Origin of the sequence: Mesorhizobium sp. M0571, from assembly GCF_040320985.1 — a bacterium.
GTDB lineage: Bacteria > Pseudomonadota > Alphaproteobacteria > Rhizobiales > Rhizobiaceae > Mesorhizobium.
This window is the reverse complement of sequence record NZ_JAMYQT010000045.1, coordinates 1-20,386: the sequence shown is the minus strand read 5'-3', so window position 1 is coordinate 20,386 and position 20,386 is coordinate 1. Positions and strand designations below refer to the sequence as shown.

22 protein-coding genes and 1 pseudogene are annotated in these 20,386 nt (G+C 63.6%); 6 read left to right on the top strand and 17 right to left on the bottom strand.

Annotated features, from left to right (window positions below; all coding sequences use genetic code 11):
- The first annotated feature begins 18 nt into the window (after positions 1 to 18).
- The gene (locus tag NKI85_RS30605) at positions 19 to 444 is read left to right on the top strand and encodes an OsmC family protein (RefSeq protein ID WP_352779839.1); all 426 of its coding nucleotides are present in this window, start codon (positions 19 to 21) and stop codon (positions 442 to 444) included.
- A gap of 312 nt (positions 445 to 756) precedes the next feature.
- On the opposite strand, the gene NKI85_RS30600 is transcribed toward NKI85_RS30605, so the two are convergent.
- The 7 genes from NKI85_RS30600 to NKI85_RS30570 all read right to left on the bottom strand — a co-directional run bounded on the left by NKI85_RS30600 (position 757) and on the right by NKI85_RS30570 (position 5,963).
- The gene (locus NKI85_RS30600; RefSeq protein ID WP_352779838.1) at positions 757 to 1,392 is read right to left on the bottom strand and encodes a YceH family protein; all 636 of its coding nucleotides are present in this window, start codon (positions 1,390 to 1,392) and stop codon (positions 757 to 759) included.
- Positions 1,393 to 1,625: 233 nt separating this feature from the next.
- Positions 1,626 to 2,405, bottom strand: a complete 780-nt coding sequence (locus NKI85_RS30595) for a succinate dehydrogenase iron-sulfur subunit (RefSeq protein ID WP_023722699.1) — start codon at positions 2,403 to 2,405, stop codon at positions 1,626 to 1,628.
- Positions 2,405 to 2,842 (bottom strand): DUF3052 family protein, encoded by a 438-nt coding sequence (locus NKI85_RS30590; protein WP_352530056.1) that lies wholly within the window; start codon positions 2,840 to 2,842, stop codon positions 2,405 to 2,407. The genes NKI85_RS30595 and NKI85_RS30590 overlap by 1 nt, the downstream gene beginning before the upstream one ends.
- Positions 2,843 to 2,844: 2 nt before the next feature.
- On the bottom strand, positions 2,845 to 4,683 hold the full coding sequence (sdhA, locus tag NKI85_RS30585) for a succinate dehydrogenase flavoprotein subunit (RefSeq protein WP_352779837.1): 1,839 nt from the start codon (positions 4,681 to 4,683) through the stop codon (positions 2,845 to 2,847).
- Between the two features lie 3 nt (positions 4,684 to 4,686).
- Positions 4,687 to 5,082 (bottom strand): succinate dehydrogenase, hydrophobic membrane anchor protein, encoded by a 396-nt coding sequence (gene sdhD / locus NKI85_RS30580; RefSeq protein ID WP_352530060.1) that lies wholly within the window; start codon positions 5,080 to 5,082, stop codon positions 4,687 to 4,689.
- A gap of 1 nt (position 5,083) precedes the next feature.
- Positions 5,084 to 5,503 carry a succinate dehydrogenase, cytochrome b556 subunit gene (sdhC, locus tag NKI85_RS30575; RefSeq protein ID WP_352530062.1) on the bottom strand — a complete coding sequence of 140 codons (420 nt, stop codon included), beginning with the start codon at positions 5,501 to 5,503 and terminating at the stop codon, positions 5,084 to 5,086.
- Between the two features lie 241 nt (positions 5,504 to 5,744).
- Positions 5,745 to 5,963 carry a hypothetical protein gene (locus NKI85_RS30570; RefSeq protein WP_352530064.1) on the bottom strand — a complete coding sequence of 73 codons (219 nt, stop codon included), beginning with the start codon at positions 5,961 to 5,963 and terminating at the stop codon, positions 5,745 to 5,747.
- 408 nt (positions 5,964 to 6,371) lie between these two features.
- Here NKI85_RS30570 and NKI85_RS30565 point away from each other — a divergent pair, with 408 nt between their 5' ends.
- On the top strand, positions 6,372 to 6,731 hold the full coding sequence (locus NKI85_RS30565; protein ID WP_352530066.1) for a hypothetical protein: 360 nt from the start codon (positions 6,372 to 6,374) through the stop codon (positions 6,729 to 6,731).
- On the opposite strand, the gene NKI85_RS30560 is transcribed toward NKI85_RS30565, so the two are convergent.
- Both NKI85_RS30560 and NKI85_RS30555 read right to left on the bottom strand, forming a co-directional pair.
- Positions 6,715 to 7,935, bottom strand: coding sequence for a GGDEF domain-containing protein (locus NKI85_RS30560; protein WP_352530068.1), 1,221 nt, complete (start codon positions 7,933 to 7,935; stop codon positions 6,715 to 6,717). The genes NKI85_RS30565 and NKI85_RS30560 overlap by 17 nt on opposite strands.
- Positions 7,936 to 8,013: 78 nt before the next feature.
- A complete protein-coding gene (locus NKI85_RS30555; protein WP_352779836.1) occupies positions 8,014 to 9,210 on the bottom strand; it encodes a GGDEF domain-containing protein in 1,197 nt (398 codons plus the stop codon).
- A gap of 161 nt (positions 9,211 to 9,371) precedes the next feature.
- On the opposite strand from NKI85_RS30555, the gene NKI85_RS30550 reads away from it, so the two are divergent.
- On the top strand, positions 9,372 to 9,683 hold the full coding sequence (locus NKI85_RS30550) for a hypothetical protein (protein ID WP_352779835.1): 312 nt from the start codon (positions 9,372 to 9,374) through the stop codon (positions 9,681 to 9,683).
- A 226-nt stretch (positions 9,684 to 9,909) separates the two neighbouring features.
- Here the strand turns inward: NKI85_RS30550 and leuC are convergent, their stop codons facing one another.
- The 5 genes from leuC to rplS form a co-directional block, all read right to left on the bottom strand.
- Positions 9,910 to 11,319, bottom strand: coding sequence for a 3-isopropylmalate dehydratase large subunit (gene leuC, locus NKI85_RS30545; RefSeq protein WP_352530074.1), 1,410 nt, complete (start codon positions 11,317 to 11,319; stop codon positions 9,910 to 9,912).
- A 303-nt stretch (positions 11,320 to 11,622) separates the two neighbouring features.
- The gene (locus NKI85_RS30540) at positions 11,623 to 12,258 is read right to left on the bottom strand and encodes a class I SAM-dependent DNA methyltransferase (RefSeq protein WP_352779834.1); all 636 of its coding nucleotides are present in this window, start codon (positions 12,256 to 12,258) and stop codon (positions 11,623 to 11,625) included.
- A 56-nt stretch (positions 12,259 to 12,314) separates the two neighbouring features.
- Positions 12,315 to 13,133, bottom strand: coding sequence for an amino acid ABC transporter permease (locus NKI85_RS30535; RefSeq protein WP_352779833.1), 819 nt, complete (start codon positions 13,131 to 13,133; stop codon positions 12,315 to 12,317).
- A gap of 155 nt (positions 13,134 to 13,288) precedes the next feature.
- Positions 13,289 to 14,086 (bottom strand): transporter substrate-binding domain-containing protein, encoded by a 798-nt coding sequence (locus tag NKI85_RS30530; protein WP_352530080.1) that lies wholly within the window; start codon positions 14,084 to 14,086, stop codon positions 13,289 to 13,291.
- A gap of 262 nt (positions 14,087 to 14,348) precedes the next feature.
- Positions 14,349 to 14,888, bottom strand: a complete 540-nt coding sequence (gene rplS, locus NKI85_RS30525) for a 50S ribosomal protein L19 (protein ID WP_352468080.1) — start codon at positions 14,886 to 14,888, stop codon at positions 14,349 to 14,351.
- 358 nt (positions 14,889 to 15,246) lie between these two features.
- Between rplS and NKI85_RS30520 the strand changes: the two genes are divergently transcribed.
- The gene (locus NKI85_RS30520; protein ID WP_352530082.1) at positions 15,247 to 15,999 is read left to right on the top strand and encodes a sulfite exporter TauE/SafE family protein; all 753 of its coding nucleotides are present in this window, start codon (positions 15,247 to 15,249) and stop codon (positions 15,997 to 15,999) included.
- On the opposite strand, the gene trmD is transcribed toward NKI85_RS30520, so the two are convergent.
- Entirely contained in the window at positions 15,981 to 16,679 is a 699-nt protein-coding gene (gene trmD / locus NKI85_RS30515) for a tRNA (guanosine(37)-N1)-methyltransferase TrmD (RefSeq protein ID WP_352779831.1), read from the bottom strand. The two genes, NKI85_RS30520 and trmD, sit on opposite strands and share 19 nt — an antisense overlap.
- The gene (gene rimM, locus NKI85_RS30510) at positions 16,676 to 17,275 is read right to left on the bottom strand and encodes a ribosome maturation factor RimM (protein WP_352530086.1); all 600 of its coding nucleotides are present in this window, start codon (positions 17,273 to 17,275) and stop codon (positions 16,676 to 16,678) included. Before rimM ends, trmD begins: the two co-directional genes overlap by 4 nt.
- Positions 17,276 to 17,407: 132 nt before the next feature.
- Here rimM and NKI85_RS30505 point away from each other — a divergent pair, with 132 nt between their 5' ends.
- Positions 17,408 to 18,346 carry a tyrosine recombinase XerC gene (locus NKI85_RS30505; RefSeq protein ID WP_352779829.1) on the top strand — a complete coding sequence of 313 codons (939 nt, stop codon included), beginning with the start codon at positions 17,408 to 17,410 and terminating at the stop codon, positions 18,344 to 18,346.
- 85 nt (positions 18,347 to 18,431) lie between these two features.
- The gene (locus NKI85_RS30500) at positions 18,432 to 19,499 is read left to right on the top strand and encodes a TraB/GumN family protein (protein ID WP_352779827.1); all 1,068 of its coding nucleotides are present in this window, start codon (positions 18,432 to 18,434) and stop codon (positions 19,497 to 19,499) included.
- A gap of 785 nt (positions 19,500 to 20,284) precedes the next feature.
- Here the strand turns inward: NKI85_RS30500 and NKI85_RS30495 are convergent.
- Positions 20,285 to 20,386: pseudogene (locus NKI85_RS30495) on the bottom strand (IS481 family transposase); the annotation flags it as partial.

Below are 20,386 nucleotides of genomic sequence, written 5' to 3'. Positions count from 1 at the left end.
ACAATCAAGGAGGAATTGATGGACCGCACCGCCAACGCCGTTTGGAAAGGCAGTTTCAAGGAAGGCAAAGGCACGCTCGAAACCCAGAGCGGGACGCTGAAGGGCACGCCGTATTCCGCCAAGATGCGTTTCGAGGACGAGAGCGGCAAATCCGGCACCAATCCGGAAGAGCTGATCGCCGCCGCCCATGCCGGTTGCTATGCCATGCAGCTTTCGCATTTTCTCGCCGAAAATGGCACTCCGGCTTCCGAGCTCGACGCCAAGGCCGTGGTGACGCTGGTCCCCGGCACCGGCATCACCGGCAGCGCGATCACGCTGGTCGGCAAGGTACCGGGCATCGATGCCGCCAAGTTCAAGGAATTGGCCGAGAAGGCCAAAGCCGAATGCCCGGTGTCAAAGGCGCTCGGCGCCATCAAGGTATCGCTCGACGCCAAGCTCGGCTAAGGGGCGCTTTCTACATCTGATCGATTCCAGCTTGCGTTGGAGGCCATCGATTGTCCAAGTCGGCTCCGCCCCTCATTGCCCTGCCGGGCATTTCTCCCCGTATAGTGACGGGGAGAAAGAAGCTGGCCGCAGCCGCGGCATCCTTCTTACAACGCTGATTATTGGCGAAACGGTCGATGAGAGCGTGCCTCTCCCCGTCACTATACGGGGAGAGGTCGCCGGGCAGGCGGGTGAGGGGCAGCGCCAACCGATCGAGACTGGGCACGAACAAAGTTACTAGAGGGGCGCTGTCCCGCCGGCGTGTCTTTGTCGCTAGTGCCCATCGCCGGTCAGCGCGTCGAGGCGAGCGCGCAATGCCGCGACCTCCTCCTCGAGGGCCTGCACGCGCATTTCCAGATCCGAGGCTGGCGAGGACGGCAGGGGCGCGGCGGCAGCCGACAGTTGCGGCGGCCCACTGAGGAGATGGACATAACGGTCTTCGCGCTGGCCGGGGCCGCGATCGATCTGCTGCACGAGCGGCGGCCTGCGGCCGATCAGCAGATCGAGATTGCCGCGAAGCTCGTCGATCGACGGCAACCGTGCCATGCGCTCGCTTCGTGCCAGCAATTCATAGGCCGTCTGCGGGCCGCGCAACAACAACAGGCCAAGCAGTGCGATCTGCGCCGAGGTCAGGGAAAAGCGCTGCGCCACGACATGCTCGTAGCGTTCGACGCGCGACGCGAACACCTGCCTGACGAGGCCCTTCTGCTCCAGCTGGCCAAGCGCCCGTCTAACCTCGGCAGGCTCGACCGCCATCACCGGCTCGCGCGCCGTCTTCTGGTTGGCGGCGGCAAGTGCCGCATTGAGCGTCAGCGGATAGATATCGGGCGTCAGTTCCTTCTTCTCGATCAGGCAACCGAGCACGCGCGCTTCGATGGGGGAGAGGATGGGCAATTCGATATCGGTCATAGGATCGGCTACCCTTCTGAGGCTGGAGGGACGGCGCCCCTCTGTCCTGCCGGACATCTCCCCCACGTGGGGGAGATTGGATGTCACGTCGGCTTTCGCCAACCTCCAACATTGCAGACGGGCGATGTCAGCTGCCGATCTCCCTCCTTGTGGGGGAGATGTCCGGCAGGACAGAGGGGGGCGCGAAGGATCACTACCGACGAGATGATCCCTGCAGCACAACCCGTCCGCCGCTATACCCGTCGCTCCACCATCATCTTCTTGATCTCGGCGATCGCCTTGGCCGGGTTGAGCCCCTTCGGGCAGGTCTGGGCGCAGTTCATGATGGTGTGGCAGCGATAGAGCCGGAACGGGTCTTCGAGATTGTCGAGCCGCTCGCCCGTTGCCTCGTCCCTGGAATCGATCAGCCAGCGATAGGCCTGCAGCAGCGTCGCCGGGCCGAGATAGCGCTCGCCGTTCCACCAGTAGCTCGGGCAGGAGGTCGAGCAGCAAGCGCACAATATGCATTCGTAGAGCCCGTCGAGCTTCTCGCGGTCCTCGTGGCTTTGCAGCCATTCCTTGGCCGGCTCGGGCGACACCGTCTTCAGCCACGGCTCGATCGAGGCATGCTGGGCGTAGAAATTGGTGAGGTCGGGCACCAGGTCCTTGACCACTTGCATGTGCGGCAGCGGATAGACCTTGATCGCGCCGGAAATGTCGTCGCAGCCCTTGGTGCAGGCCAGCGTGTTCGACCCGTCGATGTTCATGGCGCAGGAGCCGCAAATGCCCTCGCGGCAGGAGCGGCGCAGCGTCAGCGTCGGGTCGATCTTGTTCTTGATCCAGAGCAGCGCGTCGAGCACCATCGGCCCGCAATCGTCCATGTCGACGAAATAGGTGTCCATGCGCGGGTTCTCGTCATCATCCGGCGACCAGCGGTAGATGCGGTATTCGCGCAGATTGGTGGCACCCTCCGGCTTCGGCCAGGTTTTTCCGGCCATGATCTTCGAGTTTTTCGGAAGCGTCAGTTCGACCATTACCTCAGGTCCTTTCGGATGACGAGCTTCAGCCCGGACCAGATCCCGTTGACGGCGGCGACCTTGACGTCGACGAGGTCGAGCTTCAGCGCCTCGGCGCGGATAACGTCCTCGGTGACGTCGGTCGGCACTTTCGACGCCTTTTTCGGCCAGGACACCCAGACCATGCCGTCGCGCTTGATCGCCGCTTCGACGTCGGCGAGACGGTCCTCGATCTCTGCACGCTGTCTGGTGAAAGCGTGAACGGCATCGTATTTCAAGGCAGCATTTGAAATCTTCGACCAGTCGGCCAGCCTGTCGACATGGGCAAAGTCGACGGCTTCGGCCAGATCGTCGAGTTCCGCCGGCAGTGCGATAAACGCGGCGGTCATCCCGTCCTTCAGGCCGAGCTTGGCCGGAAGGGGCGTGCCGGAATATCCAGCTGCCGCCAGCGCCATCGTCAATACACCCTGGCCTTTGGCGCGATCTTGGCCGGGTTGATGCCGCCGTCTGCTTCCCTAAGCAGCGTTTCGGTGTGCACCGGCCGGTAGCTGAGCGCCACCTCGCCGGCCTCGTTGAGCCGGGCCAGCGTGTGCTTGCGCCAGACCGCGTCGTCGCGGGCCGAAAAATCTTCGCGCGCATGGGCGCCGCGGCTTTCCTTGCGCGCCTCGGCGCCATAGACGGTGGTGATGGCGTTGGCCATCAGGTTTTCCAGCTCCAGCGTGTCGACCAGATCGGAGTTCCAGATCATCGAGCGGTCGAACACCTTGACGTCGCTGAGTTCGCCCCAGATCTGCGAAATGCGCCTGCAGCCGCTTTCCAGCGATTCCTGGGTGCGGAATACCGCAGCGTCCTCCTGCATCGCCTTCTGCATCTTTTCGCGCAAAACCGCTGTCGACGTCGAGCCGTTGGCATGGCGCAGCCGGTCGAAGCGGTCCATGATCTTTTCGACCGAGGCCTCGTTGGGCGAAGGGATCGCCGATGTGCGGTCGATCACCTGCCCGGCCCGGATCGCCGCCGCGCGGCCGAACACCACCAGGTCGATCAGCGAGTTCGAGCCCAGCCGGTTGGCGCCGTGCACCGAGGCGCAGCCGGCCTCACCGACCGCCATCAGCCCGGGCGACACCTGGTCCGGATTCAACGCCGTCGGGTTCAGCACCTCGCCCCAGTAATTGGTCGGCACGCCGCCCATATTGTAGTGGACGGTTGGCAGCACCGGGATCGGTTCCTTGGTCAGGTCGACGCCCGCAAAGATCTTTGCTGACTCCGAAATACCCGGGAGCCTTTCGTGCAAAACGGCCGGATCAAGGTGGTCGAGGTGGAGAAAAATATGGTCCTTCTTGGGACCGACGCCACGGCCTTCGCGGATCTCCAGCGTCATGCAGCGTGAGACCACGTCTCGGGAAGCAAGGTCCTTGGCCGACGGTGCATAGCGCTCCATGAAGCGCTCGCCCTCGGAATTGACGAGATAGCCGCCCTCGCCGCGCGCACCCTCGGTGATCAGGCAGCCGGCGCCGTAGATGCCGGTCGGATGGAACTGCACGAACTCCATGTCCTGCAGCGCCAGGCCTGCCCGTGCTGCCATGCCGCCGCCATCGCCGGTGCAGGTATGCGCCGAGGTGGCCGAGAAATAGGCACGGCCGTAGCCGCCGGTCGCCAGCACCACCATTTTGGCCGAAAAACGGTGGATGGTGCCGTCGTCGAGGTTCCAGGCGACGACGCCGGTGCAGGTGCCGTCCGGCTCCATGATCAGGTCGAGCGCGAAATACTCGATGAAGAACTGCGCATTGTGCTTCAGCGACTGGCCATAGAGCGTGTGCAGCATGGCATGGCCGGTGCGGTCGGCGGCAGCACAGGTGCGCTGCACCGGCGGCCCCTCGCCGAAATTCATCATCATGCCGCCGAACGGCCGCTGGTAGATTTTCCCGTCCTCCGTGCGGCTGAAGGGAACGCCGTAATGTTCGAGTTCGTAGACCGCCGCCGGCGCCTCGCGCACCATGTATTCCTGCGCGTCGGTATCGCCCAGCCAATCCGAGCCCTTGACGGTGTCGAAGAGATGCCACTGCCAGTTGTCGGGGCCCATATTGGCGAGCGAGGCGGCGATGCCGCCCTGCGCCGCGACGGTATGCGAACGCGTCGGGAACACTTTGGTAATGCAGGCGGTGCGCAGGCCCTGTTCGGCCATGCCGAGCGCCGCGCGCAGGCCGGCACCGCCGGCGCCGACGACCACGACATCGAATTTGTGGTCGACATAGGTATAGGCGGAAGCCGTGTTGGCGTTCTTCGCGTCCTTGGCCAAAAATCAGCCTCCAAAAGCCAGTTTAAGCAGGGCGAAGACCGAGGCGACGCCGACCACTAGGGGGAAAAATGTGTTGAGGGCGAGCAGCGCCAGCCTGGTGCCCTCGCCATGCACATAGTCTTCGATGATCGCCTGCATGCCGAGCCGCATATGGTAGAGCACCGACAGCAGCACCAACGCCAGGACCAGCGCCACGAACGGATTGGCAAGTGCGGCGCGCACCTCACCATAGCTGGCGCCATTGAGCGCAATCAGGAAGCCGACGAAGAACAATATCAGTGGGATGTTGGAAATCGCCGTCAGCCGCTGACGCCAGAAATGGCCGGTGCCTTCGCGGGCGGAACCGAGGCCGCGGACCTTGGCCAGCGGCGTGCGCATGTCGGTGTTTTTGCTGCTCATGTCAGGCTCCCCGCGCCATATAGCCGGCGATCCAGATCAGCAGCGTCAGTACAACGGAGCCGGCGAGCGTCGCCCAGGCGATCCTCGACGCCGTATGCTTTTCAAGGCCCGTGCCGGTGTCCCAGATCAGATGACGCACACCGCCCAGCATGTGGTGCATCAGCGCCCAGGTGTAGCCGAACAGCACCAGCCGTCCGAGCCACGAGCCGAAGGCCCAGTTGATGGCATTGAAGGTCGCCTCCGAACTCGCCGCCGCCATCAGCCACAGCGCGACCAGCAGCGTGCCGAAATAGAGCGCCCCGCCGGTGATGCGATGGACGATCGACATCGTCATCGTGATCGGCGGCCGATAGACGGTCAGATGCGGCGAAAGCGGCCGTTCACGTCTGGCAAATTCGCGGGTGGCTGGTGATTTGCTCATGGCTCCCCCAGTTCGGCGTCTCTGGAGCCTCAGGTGGAAATGCGGCATTGCCGCTTCCGGTTGCGACTTCGGACAGCCGGTTTCTAATGCTCTTTTTGCACCGCGTCAAAGCCGGAAAATCGTTTTGAAAACGTAATTTAGTCTGATGAAAGCCAGGCTTTTGGCTTCAATCGATTAGGCTGTGGGCTTGAGCCGGCACAACGTCGCTGCACTGCGGAACATGGCTGCCGCGCCGGGTCGATCAGCGTGTACAGACCACCGGTGAGGCACCGCCCTTCATCACCAGCGCATCGCGCCCGTCGATCACGATTGCGTCATGCGCCTCGCCGTAACGGCTTGTCTGATTGGCGGGTGAGGCCGGCAACTCGGCGCTGGTGCCGTCCGGGCCGAGCACGCGCACCGACGTCCCGAGATTCTCGATGGTCATTATGCCGCCGTCGGCGCACTTGTACGTTGCCATGCGCGGCTGCGGTGCCGTCGATTGGGTGGGAGTGATCGCGGCAGACGCGGCCACTGTATTCCCGAGCTTGGGCGCACTGCTCTGCGGCGCGCAGGCGGCGGCAACCAGCAGAGGCGGAATGCCCAGCGCCATCCGAAACGTTCGGCGTAACATCATATGCTGCTTTCCCCGCCCATCGAACCGGCCGCGATGTTCCGGCAAGCCACCGGATTTTCATGCATTTTGAGTCGCGCTCGATGCCGGCGATGGTGGGAACAAGCATGGCCGAATGATGGCCGGTGGGCCGCCGGATATTAACCATGTTTTCCGAGACCTCGCAGCGGCGGCGGTTGCCCTCTTAACAAAGGTTAATAAAAGGTTAATTTCTGATTCGAGGAGGCTTGCCTCTCAGCAATGGAGCAGCACGCCGTGCATTCGAATTCAGCAAGATCGCGCCTTCCCGGGCTCGTATTGGCGGCGCTCGCCGTCGGCATTGCCGCACCGGCACTTGCCGGGGCGCGCCACCACGACCGCGTCTACGCCGATTCCTTCGGCAATCTCGTCATCGAAAGCGCCGCCGGCTACAAGCGTATTCTCGTCGGTGAGGGCAAGCTCGCCAAGGAATTGTCCGACTACACCAGCGCCGGCCAGCCCGACGTGATCTATGAAAACGAATCGGACGATGTCCGCGGCGGCGACTGCTACAGGCCGCCGGTTTTCGTGAAGGGCCGCAGCTATATGTACGGCCTCGCCGACGGCGAGATGCCGGAGCTCAGCCCCTGCCGCTGACGGCCGCGCTGCCGTTTGTCGCCGGCGCCGGCTGGGCAGCGGCCGGCCCGGCCGAGACACGCACGCAATCGCGGCCGCTGCCCTTCGCCTGATAGAGCGCTTTGTCGGCGCGCCGCAGCAGGTCGGAAAAGCTTTCGCCCGAACCAAGCTCGGCAACGCCGAAACTGGCGCTGCAGCGATGATCCGCCGGCAGGCAGTCGATGGGCGTGGCACCGAAGGCGGTACGCGTGCCCTCGGCGAAGAGCCGGGCGGCGGCGAGGTTGGTCCCCGGCAGGAAAATAGCGAATTCCTCGCCGCCGATGCGGCCGGCGACATGATGGTCGGCCGCGGCATCGCGGAGAAAACCGGCAAAGGTCTCGATGACCCGATCGCCGGACGCGTGGCCGTACGTATCGTTGATGCGCTTGAAATGATCGAGATCGGCAATGACCAGTGCCGCCGGGACAGCCCGCCGCATGGCGTCGCGCAGTGCGATCTCGGCATGGCGCTCGAAGCCGCCACGGTTGAGCAGCCGTGAAAGCGTATCGGTTTCCGATTTCGACGTCGCCTCGGCGAGCACGTCGCGGACCAGGATAGCCAACGTCACCAGCGCAAGCGCCAGGCCGAACACGGTGCCGATAGACTGCGACACCAACGCGTAGCTGGTCTGCGCATAAGATTGCGGGTTGGCGCCCCAGCCGCCAAGCGCATGGGCGATGAAGGGTTTGCTGGCGAACTGCAAGGTGCTGGCCGCCAGGACAGCCATCAGCATATAGTCGAGCCGCTCGCGTCTTTGCCTGGACGACAAGACGATCGTCAGCCCGGTGAATTGCATAGCCGCATAGGGAAGCTGGTAGGCCGCCATTCGCACAAAGGATTGACGTGGCAGGTCCTGTACGAAGTAGACCGCCACGGTGGCGAAGACCAGGAAGAAGAGCATCGGCGGCCAAGGGCGCGAAACGCCGTATTTATGGGCAAGCCCGCCATTGAAGGCGACGGTAGCGCCAAGGAAAGCGGCAAAGGCTGCAACAACCACCGGTCGTGCATTGTCGAAGGCAGGGATGCTGAATTCGATGGCGAAATAGGCCATGCCCAGTACATAGCCGAACGCAAGCCGGCGAGCCGACACCCGCCCTGCGTCATAGACGGCGATCGTCATGAAGGCCGCCGCCAGCAGCCCGGCAACGAACAGGTTGATCACCAGGATGAAATTGGCGCTGCCCATTGCGTTTTTGGCACTCCCCGCCGAACAGCAAACCACCGAGGCGCGAAAAAGACGTTAATTCGAGGCCGCCGCTGACGCTCAGCCGGCACTGGTCCGATCGGGAAAGAACACCGTTTCAGGCCGCTGATAGGACAGGCACACGCTGTCGCGGCCATTCCTCTTGGCTTTGTAGAGCGCTTCGTCGGCACGGCGCATCAGCGGGTCCAGCCCTTCGTCGCCGGTACGGGCGGCCACGCCGAAGCTCGCGGTCACTCTTGTGTCAGGCGGAAGCCCGTCGATTCTGCCCGCCGAATAGAGCATGCGAATGGCTTCGGCAAACAATCTTGCCGCGCCAAGGTCGCTGAGCGGCAAAAGCACGGCGAACTCTTCGCCGCCGATGCGGCCAGCAACGCCGCGCGTGCCTGCAGCCGACAGAAGCTTGGCGGCGAAGTCGGCGATGACGCGATCCCCGGCCGCGTGGCCATGCTGATCGTTGAGCGCCTTGAAATGATCGAGATCGGCCAGCACCAGCGCAACCGGCAACCGCGCCGTGGCACAGTACTGCAGGACAAGCGTGGCGCGCTCCTCGAAGCCGCGGCGGTTGAGCAGGCCCGATAGCGGGTCCGTCAGGGTTTCGGTCTTCAGGGCCTTCATCACATCGAGCGCGGCGGCGCCGAACAGACAAAGCGCGATAAGCAGCGACAGCAGTGCATGCGACAGCAGCGCCGTCGTCCAATAGGACGAGGAGTAAAGCCCTTCATAGCTCGTGAACGGCCCATGCGCGATGACAACGGCAAGGGTCCGCACCAGGAAGTTCAGACCGGAAAGCAGCGACAGCACGAACAGGATCATTTCCGTCGGACCGTTGTTGCGCACCGCGCGCAACTCGGCCGCGACAACCAGGCTGATGCCGCCGAAGCTGAAATTGATGGCAAGGATCCGCCAGGTGATATCCGGCCGGGCAAAGAGAAACCACGAGACCGCGGCCAGGCCGCCGCCCGCCAGAATGCCGATCGCTGGATAAGGCACGCGCCGCCCATAGCGTGCAATGACCGCGCCGGCGAGACAGCAGGTCGCAAAGGTGAAGCATAGGATGGACATGAGCTTGGTCGGCGCCATACCGACCGGCAGCGTGAAATACTGGAGCAGGAAGCCTGCGGCCGAGGCCGAGTAGCCCGCCGCCAGCACGATCAGATAGGGACGGTGGCGTTGATAGAACCACAGCACGAGAAATGCCGCGCCGAGTGTGAGGGCGATGCCTGGATTGAGCAGCGCTATGAGCAGGCCGGTGTCCAAGCGCTGTAACTTCCCCTCGCTTCCCCTCAGGAGACCTTAGAGCGGAAGCCCAAACAAGCGGTTAAGCGAAGGCGAATATACGACGGATGCGTCGGTGAAGCTGCTAGACGGAACCGGGAACGGCGGGCGGCGTTTCACGACGGCAACCAGGAGACGCTCTGATGGCCGACACGATCATGCTGACCGATCACGATGCAATTCGCTCATGGGTCGCGGCGCGCGCCGGCTTTCCGGCGATCGTCGACGTGTCGCCCGAAACCGGAACGCAGGCCATGCTGAGGCTGGTCTTCGGCCAGCACGCCTACCAGGACCAGGACGAGGCCGAACGCCCGGTCCATGCCGGCGGCTACGAACTGGTTGAATGGGACGAATGGTTCAAGCTTTTCGACGAGCGCCAACTGGCGCTGGTCGTGGCGAAGGATCAACCCGGCCGCCGTGAGGAATTCCACGAATTCATCAGGCGCCCCGGCTGAGAGAAGAGCTCAATTTTGTTGTCTCGGCGCCGCCCCTCATCTGCCTGCCGGCATCTTCTCCCCGTGAAGAACGGGGAGAAGGGGGTTGGCCGCAACGATGGCGACCCCTCTCCCCGTCTTTCACGGGGAAAGGGTAAGGGTGAGGGGCAGCGCAAGCGCCTGGGGATGGCAAAGCCAGTCCTCGACGGATGCGCCTGATCTGAATTTCGACAGTCTCGAGTTAGCCCTATTTCCACTCGCGGATGTCGACGAAATGGCCGGCGATCGCCGCCGCCGCCGCCATTGCCGGCGACACCAGATGGGTGCGGCCCTTGAAGCCTTGGCGCCCTTCGAAATTGCGGTTCGAGGTCGAGGCGCAGCGCTCATGCGGCTTCAGCCGGTCGTCGTTCATGGCAAGGCACATCGAGCAGCCCGGCTCGCGCCAGTCGAAACCGGCGGCGAGAAAGATCTTGTCGAGACCTTCGGCTTCTGCCTGTTCCTTGACCAGGCCGGAGCCCGGCACAATCATCGCATTGACCCGCGGATTGACCTTCTTGCCCTCGATCACCTTGGCGGCGGCGCGCAGATCCTCGATGCGGCCATTGGTGCAGGAGCCGATGAAGACGCGGTCAACTTCGATATCGGTGATCTTGGTGCCCGGCGTCAGGCCCATATAGTCGAGCGCGCGTTGCTTGGAGCTGCGCTTGTTCTCATCAGTGATGTCATCCGGGTTCGGCACGATGCCTTGCACCGAGACGACGTCCTCGGGCGAGGAACCCCAGGAGACGATCGGCGGCAGTTTTGCCGCGTCGAGCACGACCACCTTGTCGAAATGCGCGCCTTCGTCGGACTGGAGCGTCTTCCAATAGGCAAGCGCGGCATCCCAGGCTTCGCCTTTGGGAGCGCGCGGCTTGTCCTTGACATAGGCGAAGGTCGTCTCGTCGGCCGCGATCAGGCCGGCGCGCGCGCCGGCTTCGATCGACATGTTGCAGATCGTCATGCGGCCTTCCATCGACAGCGCGCGGATCGCCTCGCCGGCATATTCGATGACATAGCCGGTACCGCCGGCAGTGCCGATCTCGCCGATGATGGCGAGGATGATGTCCTTGGCGGTGACGCCTTCCGGCAGCGCGCCGTCGACGCGCACCAGCATGTTCTTGGCCTTGCGCTGGATCAGCGTCTGCGTCGCCAGCACGTGCTCGACTTCCGAGGTGCCGATGCCATGCGCCAAGGCGCCGAAAGCGCCGTGCGTCGAGGTGTGGCTGTCGCCGCAGACGATGGTCATGCCGGGCAGCGTAAAGCCTTGCTCCGGGCCGATGATATGGACGATGCCCTGGCGGATATCCTTCTCGGAATAATACTCGACGCCAAAATCCTTAGCGTTCTTGGCCAGCGCCTCGACCTGGATGCGGCTTTCTTCATTTTTGATGCCGAATTTGCGCTCCGGCGAGGTCGACACATTGTGATCGACCACGGCCAGCGTCTTTTCCGGATGCCGAACCTTGCGGCCGGTCATGCGCAGGCCTTCGAAAGCCTGCGGGCTGGTCACTTCGTGGACCAGGTGGCGGTCGATATAGAGCAGGCAGGTGCCGTCGTCCTGGCGGTCGACGACATGGTCGTCGAAAATCTTGTCGTAGAGGGTGCGCGGTGCGCTCATGTGCGTAAATCCGTCGATTTAAAAAGGGAAAAGGACGCCGGTCGGCCCGGCGAAACAGCCTGGCGGATCGCCCTAGCTAAGTCGGCTGGTCAGTGCCCCGCAGACGCGCGCGGAAAATCGCGACGGCAGGCGTTTTCTGTCCTGCAGCACGAAACCCTTATAGGCCGGATCGCCAAAAAGCTCTTCCATGGCGCTGCTCTTATCAATGTTTTGGCTTTTCAGCAATCGCGGCTGCCTTCGCAGAACCTGGGTTCCTCCCCCGCTACGCGAGGGCGAGGAACCCAAGTCCTGCAAACAGGCGCTTCAAAGCACCTCGAACACGAAGGTCTTCACCAGCGCCTCGGGCTCGGCGATCGCGTAGCAGCGGAACCACGGGCTCTCTTCGACCGGCCGCCATTTTGTCGCCTGCTCCAGTTCGTCAAAGACGTCGCGAAACCCGCCGCTTGCAAAAACCTGGTCGCGAACCGTGAAGATGGCGTGGCCGCCCTTCTTGGTGATGCGCACCAGCTCCTGCAGGCCGGACGCCGGCGCATGGCTGATGGTGAACACGCCGGTCGAGAAGAAAGCTCGGAAATACCCGTCCGGCCAAGGCAATGGCCCGCCGAGCATCGTCTGTTTCAGCTCGCTGTAGGCCTGCCGGCTGCCGGCAATTTTCAGCATGTCTTGCGACAGGTCGAGCCCGGCAATGTCGTGGTAGCCGAGCGCCTTGAGCGACGGTCCCGACAGGCCGGTGCCGCAGCCGGCGTCGAGCAGCGGCCCTTCGCCTGATGGCACATGGCGCGCCACCCAGGCGGTGATCAGGAACGGCAGGAGATAGCCGAGCGCCGCGGTTTCGCCGTCATAGGTCGCGGCCCATTCCGCATAGGCCTTGGCCAGCGCCTCAGGCGTGTCGGCCGAGTAGACCGATTCCAGCGCCGCATTGGCTTTGTCGACGATCATGGGTCCTCCTGGGGCGGTCGCATTCACTCGATAGTAGCGCCTCCTTCGCCCGCCTTCTATTCCCCATTCTGGTGGCGCAGCCGCTTCTCCAGCGACCGCAAGGCCAGTGACAGACCGACAGTCAGGATGAGATAGATATAGGCGACGATCGAATAGGTCTCGAAGAAGCGGAACGAGCCCGCGGCGTAGATCTTGCCCATCTGGGTGATGTCGGCGACGCCGAGCACCGAGACCAGCGAGGAATCCTTGACCATGGCGACGAAATCATTGCCGAGCGGCGGCAGAATGGTGCGGATCGCCTGCGGAAAGACGATCAGCCGGAAGCGCTGCGTGCGCGTCAGCCCGAGCGCCTTGGCCGCCTCGATCTGGCCTTTCTCGACCGCCTGGATGCCGGCGCGGAAAACCTCCGAGATGAAGGCCGAATAGCCGATGGTCAGCGCCATGATGGCGCGCCATAGCAACGACACGTCGCGTACCAGCAGTTCGCCGAACAGCCCGGCGCTTTGCAGCGGCGCCGTCAGCGCGTTCCACGCCGCGACGAAGGCCGGCGCGCCGGCAAAAGCGATCCAGAACAACAGCACCAGGATCGGCACGCCGCGGATGATCTCGACGTAGAAGCGGGCGATCTGGCTGAGCCAGCGCGAGCCCGAAAGCCCCATCAGCGCGACGCCAAGCCCGATGGCGCAAGCCAGCGCGAAGGCAATCACGGTGACGAAGATGGTGACGCCGATGCCCTTGGCGACGGTCGCGAAAACCTGGGCATAGAGGTCGCTGGCGGCGATGAACACGGCGGCGGTCAGCGCGATCGCCACGGCCACGGCAAGCCACCACGGGAAGTCGGATTTTGGCGTGCATGATGGAGGTGCAGGGGGCATCAAGCGACGCTGGCAAAGCAGATACCGGAGATCTCTCCCGCAAGGGAGGTCGGCAGTGCCTTCTTTGCAAGGTTAGCGATTGGCGAAAGCGCTGGTGACGGCCAATCCTGTTCATCAACGTTAGCGACTAGCGAAAGCCGAAGCGCCAAGACGAACTACTGCCCCATCTTGTAGTCGAGGAACCACTTCTTGTTGAGCGCGTCGAGCGTGCCGTCGGCCTTCAGCGCGGCGATCGCCGCGTTGACCGGCCCCACCAGATCCGAGCCCTTGGGAAAGATGAAGCCGAAATCCTCGGTGCCGAGCGGACCGCCGATCAGCTTCAGCCCGCCATTGGACGCATCGACATAGCCCTTGCCGGCGGTGCCGTCGGTGAGCACGACGTCGACGTCGCCGGCCTTCAGCGCCTGCACCGTCGCGCCGAACGTCTCGAACAGCTTTATGCGCGGGTTCTGCTCATTGCCGTCGAGCACGCTGTAGACGGCGGTGTAGAACGGCGTGGTGCCGGCCTGCGCGCCGATCAGCCCGTCCTTGAAGGCGGCAAACGTCTTGGCGTCGGTGAAGCGCTTCTCGTCGCCGCGCACCAGCATGAACTGTTCCGAGCGCATGTAGGGATCGGAGAAATCGACCTTCTGCTTGCGGTCGTCCTTGATGGTGATGCCGGTCATGCCGATGTTGTACTGGTTGTCGGAAACCGCCTGGATCATCGCGTCCCAGGAGGTGTTCTGGTACTCGACCTTGAAATTCAGCCGTTTGGCGATCTCGTTCATCGCGTCATATTCCCAGCCGATCTGCTTGCCGGTCTTTGCATCGATAAACTGCAGCGGCGGATAGGCGTTTTCGGTCACCACCACCACTTTCTTGCCGCCGAGGTCGGGCAGCGCCTGCGCCAGAGCCGCGACAGGCACGAGAAGGCAGGCCACCAGGCCGGCCAGCAGCAGTTTCGATTTGGTCATGACGCGCTCCCCAGGAACTGAACCGCCTCGATCGGCCGAGGCATGCAGGAAATCCGGCGCCGACTTTAGCTTTCCGCAGGCGCCTTGCAAGCCGGTCCGATGCGCCGCTCGGCATGAAAATGAATTCCAATGCTTTCAACGAGGGATTACGGAACGATCCGTATCGATTGTGGACCGATGCGGCCCGGCAAAATCGAATCCACCTCGCGAACCAAAAAGGCGGCCGAAGCCGCCTTTCCGAAAACATGGGTTTGAAGACGCCTTATTCGGCGGCAGCTGCTTCCGCGGCCTTGGCGGCCTCGTCGGCGGCCTTCTTCTCGGCGGCGTCCTGCGCTGCTTTCTCGGCGGCCAGCGCCTGGGCGGCGGCCACTTTCTCGGCCTCGATGCGCGCCTTCTCGGCGTTCAGCGCATCACGCTCCTCATCGTTGAGCTTGCGGGCGCGCACGCCGGTGTTTTCCGAAATACGGGCCGACTTGCCGCGACGGTCACGCAAATAATACAGCTTGGCGCGACGCACCTTGCCGCGGCGCACGATCTCGACGCCCTCGACCATCGGCGAATAGACCGGGAACACACGCTCTACACCTTCGCCGTAGGAGATCTTGCGGACGGTGAAACTTTCCTGGAAGCCGGCGCCGGCGCGGGCGATGACCACGCCCTCATAGGCCTGGACGCGGGTGCGGGTGCCTTCGGTCACGCGGACCTGGACGCGCACGGTATCGCCGGGCTGGAATTCGGGGAGCTTGCGCTTGGCTTCGATCTTGGCGGCCTGCTCGGCCTCGAGCTGACGGAGGATGTCCATCTCAAAAATCCACTTCTTGTTCTTCCGACAGTCAGAGCGTCCGACACTCGCCTTGCAGTCCCATCGACCGCTCGGCTATGCCCTTCGTTCGAGAACATCTGTTCGAGAACATCGGGCAGGGGCGACTACACCGTCATTGTTGGCGGGTCCGGCAAATTTTTCTTCCGGTTCGGCGCGCACATACAGCTATTTCGGCGCGTTGTCACGTCTTCGCTGTTTCTTTTTTGGTGCCGCGTTCCTTTTTGACTAGCGCCCGCTGTGGCACTCCTGCGATCGCTTGTGGTCCAGGGGGTTGCGCCCGCGCGTCAAGCTTTCTAAGCCGGATGATAGGCATTTTCCTCCAGCGACGACGGCCCTCATGCCAATTTTGGACGCGGTCCTGCTCTTCCTCGCCGGCTTTCTATCAGGCGCGGTCAACGCCGTTGCCGGCGGCGGCACGTTCATAACCTTTGGCGCCATGACGCTGGCCGGCCTGCCGCCGATCGTCGCCAATGCGACATCGTCGGTGACGCAGTTCCCCGGCTACATCACCTCGACGCTCGCCTATTGGGACGACATCAAGCATTTCTGGCGCGGCGCACTGCTGCTCAGCCTCATTTCGGCTCTCGGGGCGCTGGCTGGCGCGCTAATCCTGTTGGCGCTCGACAACCCGTCGTTCCGCGCCTTGGTGCCGTGGCTGCTGCTGGCGGCAACCGCATTGTTCGCTGCCGGGCCATGGCTGAAGCCGGCGCCCAAGCCCGGGCATGAGGCCGCGGTGGGTTCGCTGGTCGGTTCCCTGGCGCAGTTCGCCACCGCCGTCTATGGCGGCTTCTTCGGCGCCGGCATGGGCGTCATGATGCTGGCAACTCTCGGCCTCACCCAGTCCGGCGACTATCACCGGCTGAATGCACTGAAGAACATGCTGGCCGTGGTTATCGCGGCAATAGCCATCCTGGTTTTCGTCTCCGGCGGCGTCATCGCCTGGCTGCAGGCGATCATCATGATCCCGGGTGGCGCGCTCGGCGGCTATGCCGGCGTCTGGATCGCCAGGCGCGTCCCACAGAACGCGGTGCGCGGCTTCGTCATCGCGGTCGGCCTGTTCCTGGCGTTTTACTATTTCGACAAGGGCTGAGCGGCTAAAAGATCCGGCCTTCGCTCTTTCGTCAGCCTCTCCGCTTCGGCCCGCCGCCATGCGGCGATCTTCTTGTGATTGCCCGAAATCAGCACCTCGGGGATCGGCCGGCCCTCGAACTCCTGCGGCCGCGTATAATGCGGATGTTCGAGCAGGCCGTTTTCAAAGCTCTCTTCCTCGCCCGATACCGCATTGCCCATGACGCCGGGCAGCAGCCGCACCACCGCGTCGAGCAGCACGAGCGCCGCCGGCTCGCCACCGGACAGGATGAAATCGCCGATCGAAACCTCCTCCAGCCCCCGCGCCTCGATGACCCGCTGGTCGACGCCTTCGAAGCGGCCGCAGACGATCACCGCACCCGGCCCGCCGGCGAGCTCGCGCACCCGCGCCTGTGTCAGCGGTTTTCCACGCGGACTCATTAGCAGTTTTGGACGCCGATCGCCCGGCGACGAGGCATGGTCGACGGCGCTGGCCAGCACGTCTGCCCGCATCACCATGCCGGCGCCGCCGCCGGCCGGCGTGTCGTCGACGGTACGGTGACGATCACTGGCGAAGTCGCGGATCTGGATTGTTTCGAGCGACCAAGTGCCGGTCTCCAGCGCGCGTCCGGCCAGCGACAGGCCGAGCGCGCCGGGAAACATTTCGGGATAGAGCGTCAGCACCGAAGCAAAAAAACTCACCGGTTGCCTCCGGCGTCCCTCGGCCCGCGCGGCCTGCCCTTCGGGTCGAAACCGTCGTCACCGGGAGGCTCGCCGTCCTCGTCCTCGACCAGCCCTGCTGCGGCTGGATCGATGCGGACAAAGCCGCCGGCGATCGAGACTTCCGGAACGGCGGCCTGCGTGAACGGGATGAGCACGCCTTTGCGTTCCGCCAGCGTCACGTCGAGAATGTCGCCGCCGCCGAAATTGTGCACGGCGACGACCTTGCCGATGATCGCACCAGTGTCGTCCTTGACCTCCAGCCCGACGAGGTCGGCATGGTAGAATTCGTCCTCTTCGCCCTCGTCCGGCAACACCGAACGGTCGACGAACAATTCGGTGCCAGCGAGCGCCTCGGCGGCATTGCGATCGCTGATGCCCTTAAAGCGCACCACCACCACGGTGTTGGCAGGCCTGATGTCGACGATCTGGAAGGCGCGGCCATCCCTGGCATAGAGCGGACCGTAATCGGCCAGCGCCAGCGGATCGCCGGTAAAGCTCTTGACGCGCAATTCGCCCTTGATGCCATGCGCGGCACCGATCACGGCCATCTGGACGGGGTTTTGCGGCTTGGTCATCTGCGGAAAATCCTTTGCCTTGCTCTAACCCCAGCCAGTCGTCATTTCAATGACGACGCTCTTCACCGCTTCCTAACCCGACTGTCGGAAGATGGCCCAGAATTGGATGGGCGGAATACTGGAAGAGCGCAAATGCAGGAATTCCTCATACCGGCGAAACCCGACCTTCAGGCGGCGCGCGAGAACTGGCTGAAGATGCTGGCGCGAGAACGCCGGCTGTCGCCCGAAACCGTCGAGGCCTATGAGCGCGACACGCGCCAGTTCCTGCATTTCCTCACCGGCCATTGCGGCGGCTCGCCCGGCATTTCCGACATCGCCGATCTGCGCCCCGCCGATTTGCGCGGCTTTCTCGCCGCCCGCCGTGCCGAGGGCGCCGGTGCCCGCACGCTCGGGCGCGGGCTGGCCGGCATCCGCTCGCTGCTGCGTTTCCTCGAACGGCGCGGCCTCGCCAATGCCGCGGGTGCCGCAGCCTTGCGCGCGCCGCGCCAGCCGAAATCACTGCCCAAGCCGCTGACGGCAAGCGATGCAAAACACGTCGTGTCGGTGGAAGGCCAACTGGCGGAGGAGCCGTGGATCGCCGCCCGCAACGCTGCCGTGCTGACGTTGCTTTACGGTTCGGGCTTGCGCATTTCCGAGGCGCTCGGCCTGTTGGGCGCCGATCTGTCCTCGCCTGGTGATACCGTGCTGCGCGTCACCGGCAAGGGTGGCAAGACCCGGCTGGTACCGGTGCTGCCGGTGGCGCTGCGGGCGATTGCCGAATACCGCCGCCTCTGCCCCTGGCATCTCGATCCCAAGGGCCTGCTGTTTCGCGGTGCCCGCGGCGGCCCGCTGAACCCGGCAATCGTCCAGCGCGATATGGCCAAGCTGCGCTCGGCGCTCAACCTGCCCGACACGGCGACGCCGCATGCGCTGCGCCATTCCTTCGCCACGCATCTGCTTGGGCGTGGCGGCGACCTGCGCACCATTCAGGAATTGCTGGGCCATGCCAGCCTGTCGCCCCCCCAGATATACACCGGCGTCGACACGGCAAGGCTGCTCGAGATTTATGAAGCAGCACATCCTCGTGCGTGATGGATGCATGAATCCGTGGCCATCTCGCAACAATTTTGATGCGCCGGTTAACCGTTTTGCCGCTTTTTGCGCCTAGAACCGCAGCATGAAACGCCTCATCGTCATCGCCGACCGCGCGACTCATGTGTCGCTGAAGCTGCTTGTCGCGCTCAACGCCCTGTTTTTCCTCTCCTTCCTCATCATCGCGCTGCTCGCCGCCGGCAAGGCACGCGCCGAGACCCCGGTCTGCGCCGGTACCGATATGCTGAGCGCGCTGCAAAAGGGCGACCCGGCCACCTACGGCAAGATCGAGGCGGACGCGGCAGCGACGCCGAACGGCAAGGGCTTGCTGTGGAAGCTCGAAAAATCAGGCGAAAAACCGTCCTTCCTGTTCGGCACCATGCACGTGACCGACCCGCGCGTCACCACGCTGCCGCCCGCCGCGCAGAAGGCATTCGATGCCGCCGGCACCGTCATCATCGAGACCACCGAAGTGCTCGACAAGCAGAAGATGATGGCAGCACTGCTGAAAGAGCCGGATCTGATGATGTTCACCGACAAGACGACGCTTTCGTCGCTGCTGTCGCCGGACGATGCGGCGGTGGTCAACAAGGCGCTCGATGCGCGTGGCATCCCGCCAGCGACCGTCGCCAAGATGAAGCCCTGGTTGCTGTCAGCGATGGTGGCGCTGCCTGCATGCGAAGTCGCCCGCCAGGCTGGCGGCGCGCCGGTGCTCGACGTCAAGCTTGCCAAGGACGCCAAGGCTTCGGGCAAATCGGTCGAGGGGCTGGAGACAGTCGCCGACCAGCTGCGCGCCATGGCCTCGCTGCCGATCGCCTTTCACTTGAAGGGGCTGGTCGATACGCTGAAGCTTGGTGACAAGGTGAACGACGTCAACGAAACCATGATCGTGCTTTACCGGCGTGGCGACACCGGCATGTACGTACCGCTGTTTCGGACCGTCATTCCCGAACAGGTCGACGACCAATCGGGTTACGCCGAATTCGAGCAGACCATGATCACCAGCCGCAACAAGGTGATGGTCGATCGTGCCGCGCCGATCCTCGCCCGCGGCAACGTCTTCATGGCGGTCGGCGCCATGCACCTTCCTGGAGCGCAAGGCTTGGTCGAGGGTTTCCGCAAGGCCGGCTACACCGTCACCGCCGTCAACTGAACAGCACGGCGGAGTTGCACACCGAATCATTGCCAAGCTGGGTCAACCCTGATTCGTGGCGCGACGGCGGACCAGCCGCGCTTCGTGCCAAGAAACTGAAAAAGGTTCGGTTTGGCTCGATCGAAACCCATTTCGCGGTGGAAATGCATGCCTGCAAGCGATTCCGGATCAGAATTGCCCTGTTTTCGGCGTTTTCGACGCCTAATGTGAAACCCATTCAACGATTGTACGTTGATGGCTATTACTTGATGTTTTTCATCCACGGAGGACACTTTTATGGCGAACACACCCAATCCGAACGACCCATTCACCTCGCCCGGCACCGCAAGGCCAAGTCGCGGCGGTGGCAGCGGCTGGCTGATTGCCCTGGTTGTCGTTATCCTGGCAATTGTCGCCTATTATGTTTTTGGAAGACGTAGCGAGGCACCTGCGCCTGCCGAACCGCCCGCAGCCAGCACCCCGGCTCCGGCTCCTGCACCCGCCGAGCCGATGAAGCCAGCCGAACCGGCTCCTGCGCCAGCAGCTCCGGCAACGCCCGCTCCCGCTCCAGCTCCGGCAGAACCAGCACCCGCTCCGGCCCCTGCGCCGGCACCCGCTCCGGCACCGGCACCGGCGCCTGCCCCAGCACCGGCTCAGTGATCAGACTGCTGATTTCATGACGAACGGCCCGCTGAAAGGCGGGCCGTTTGGTTCAAGCTCCAGTCGTCGATCATTCTGCTAATAGCCAAAGGACGCCATGCCTTCGTCATCCTGGGGCGGAGCGAACGCGAAGCGGAGCGCAGATCCTAGGTGTTTAGTCCCGGCGTTTGATGGGTGGGATCGAGTCGGAACCGTTCGGGCTCTTTTGCCCAAATTTTGCAGATGAACTCATAGGGTGTGAGACCCTT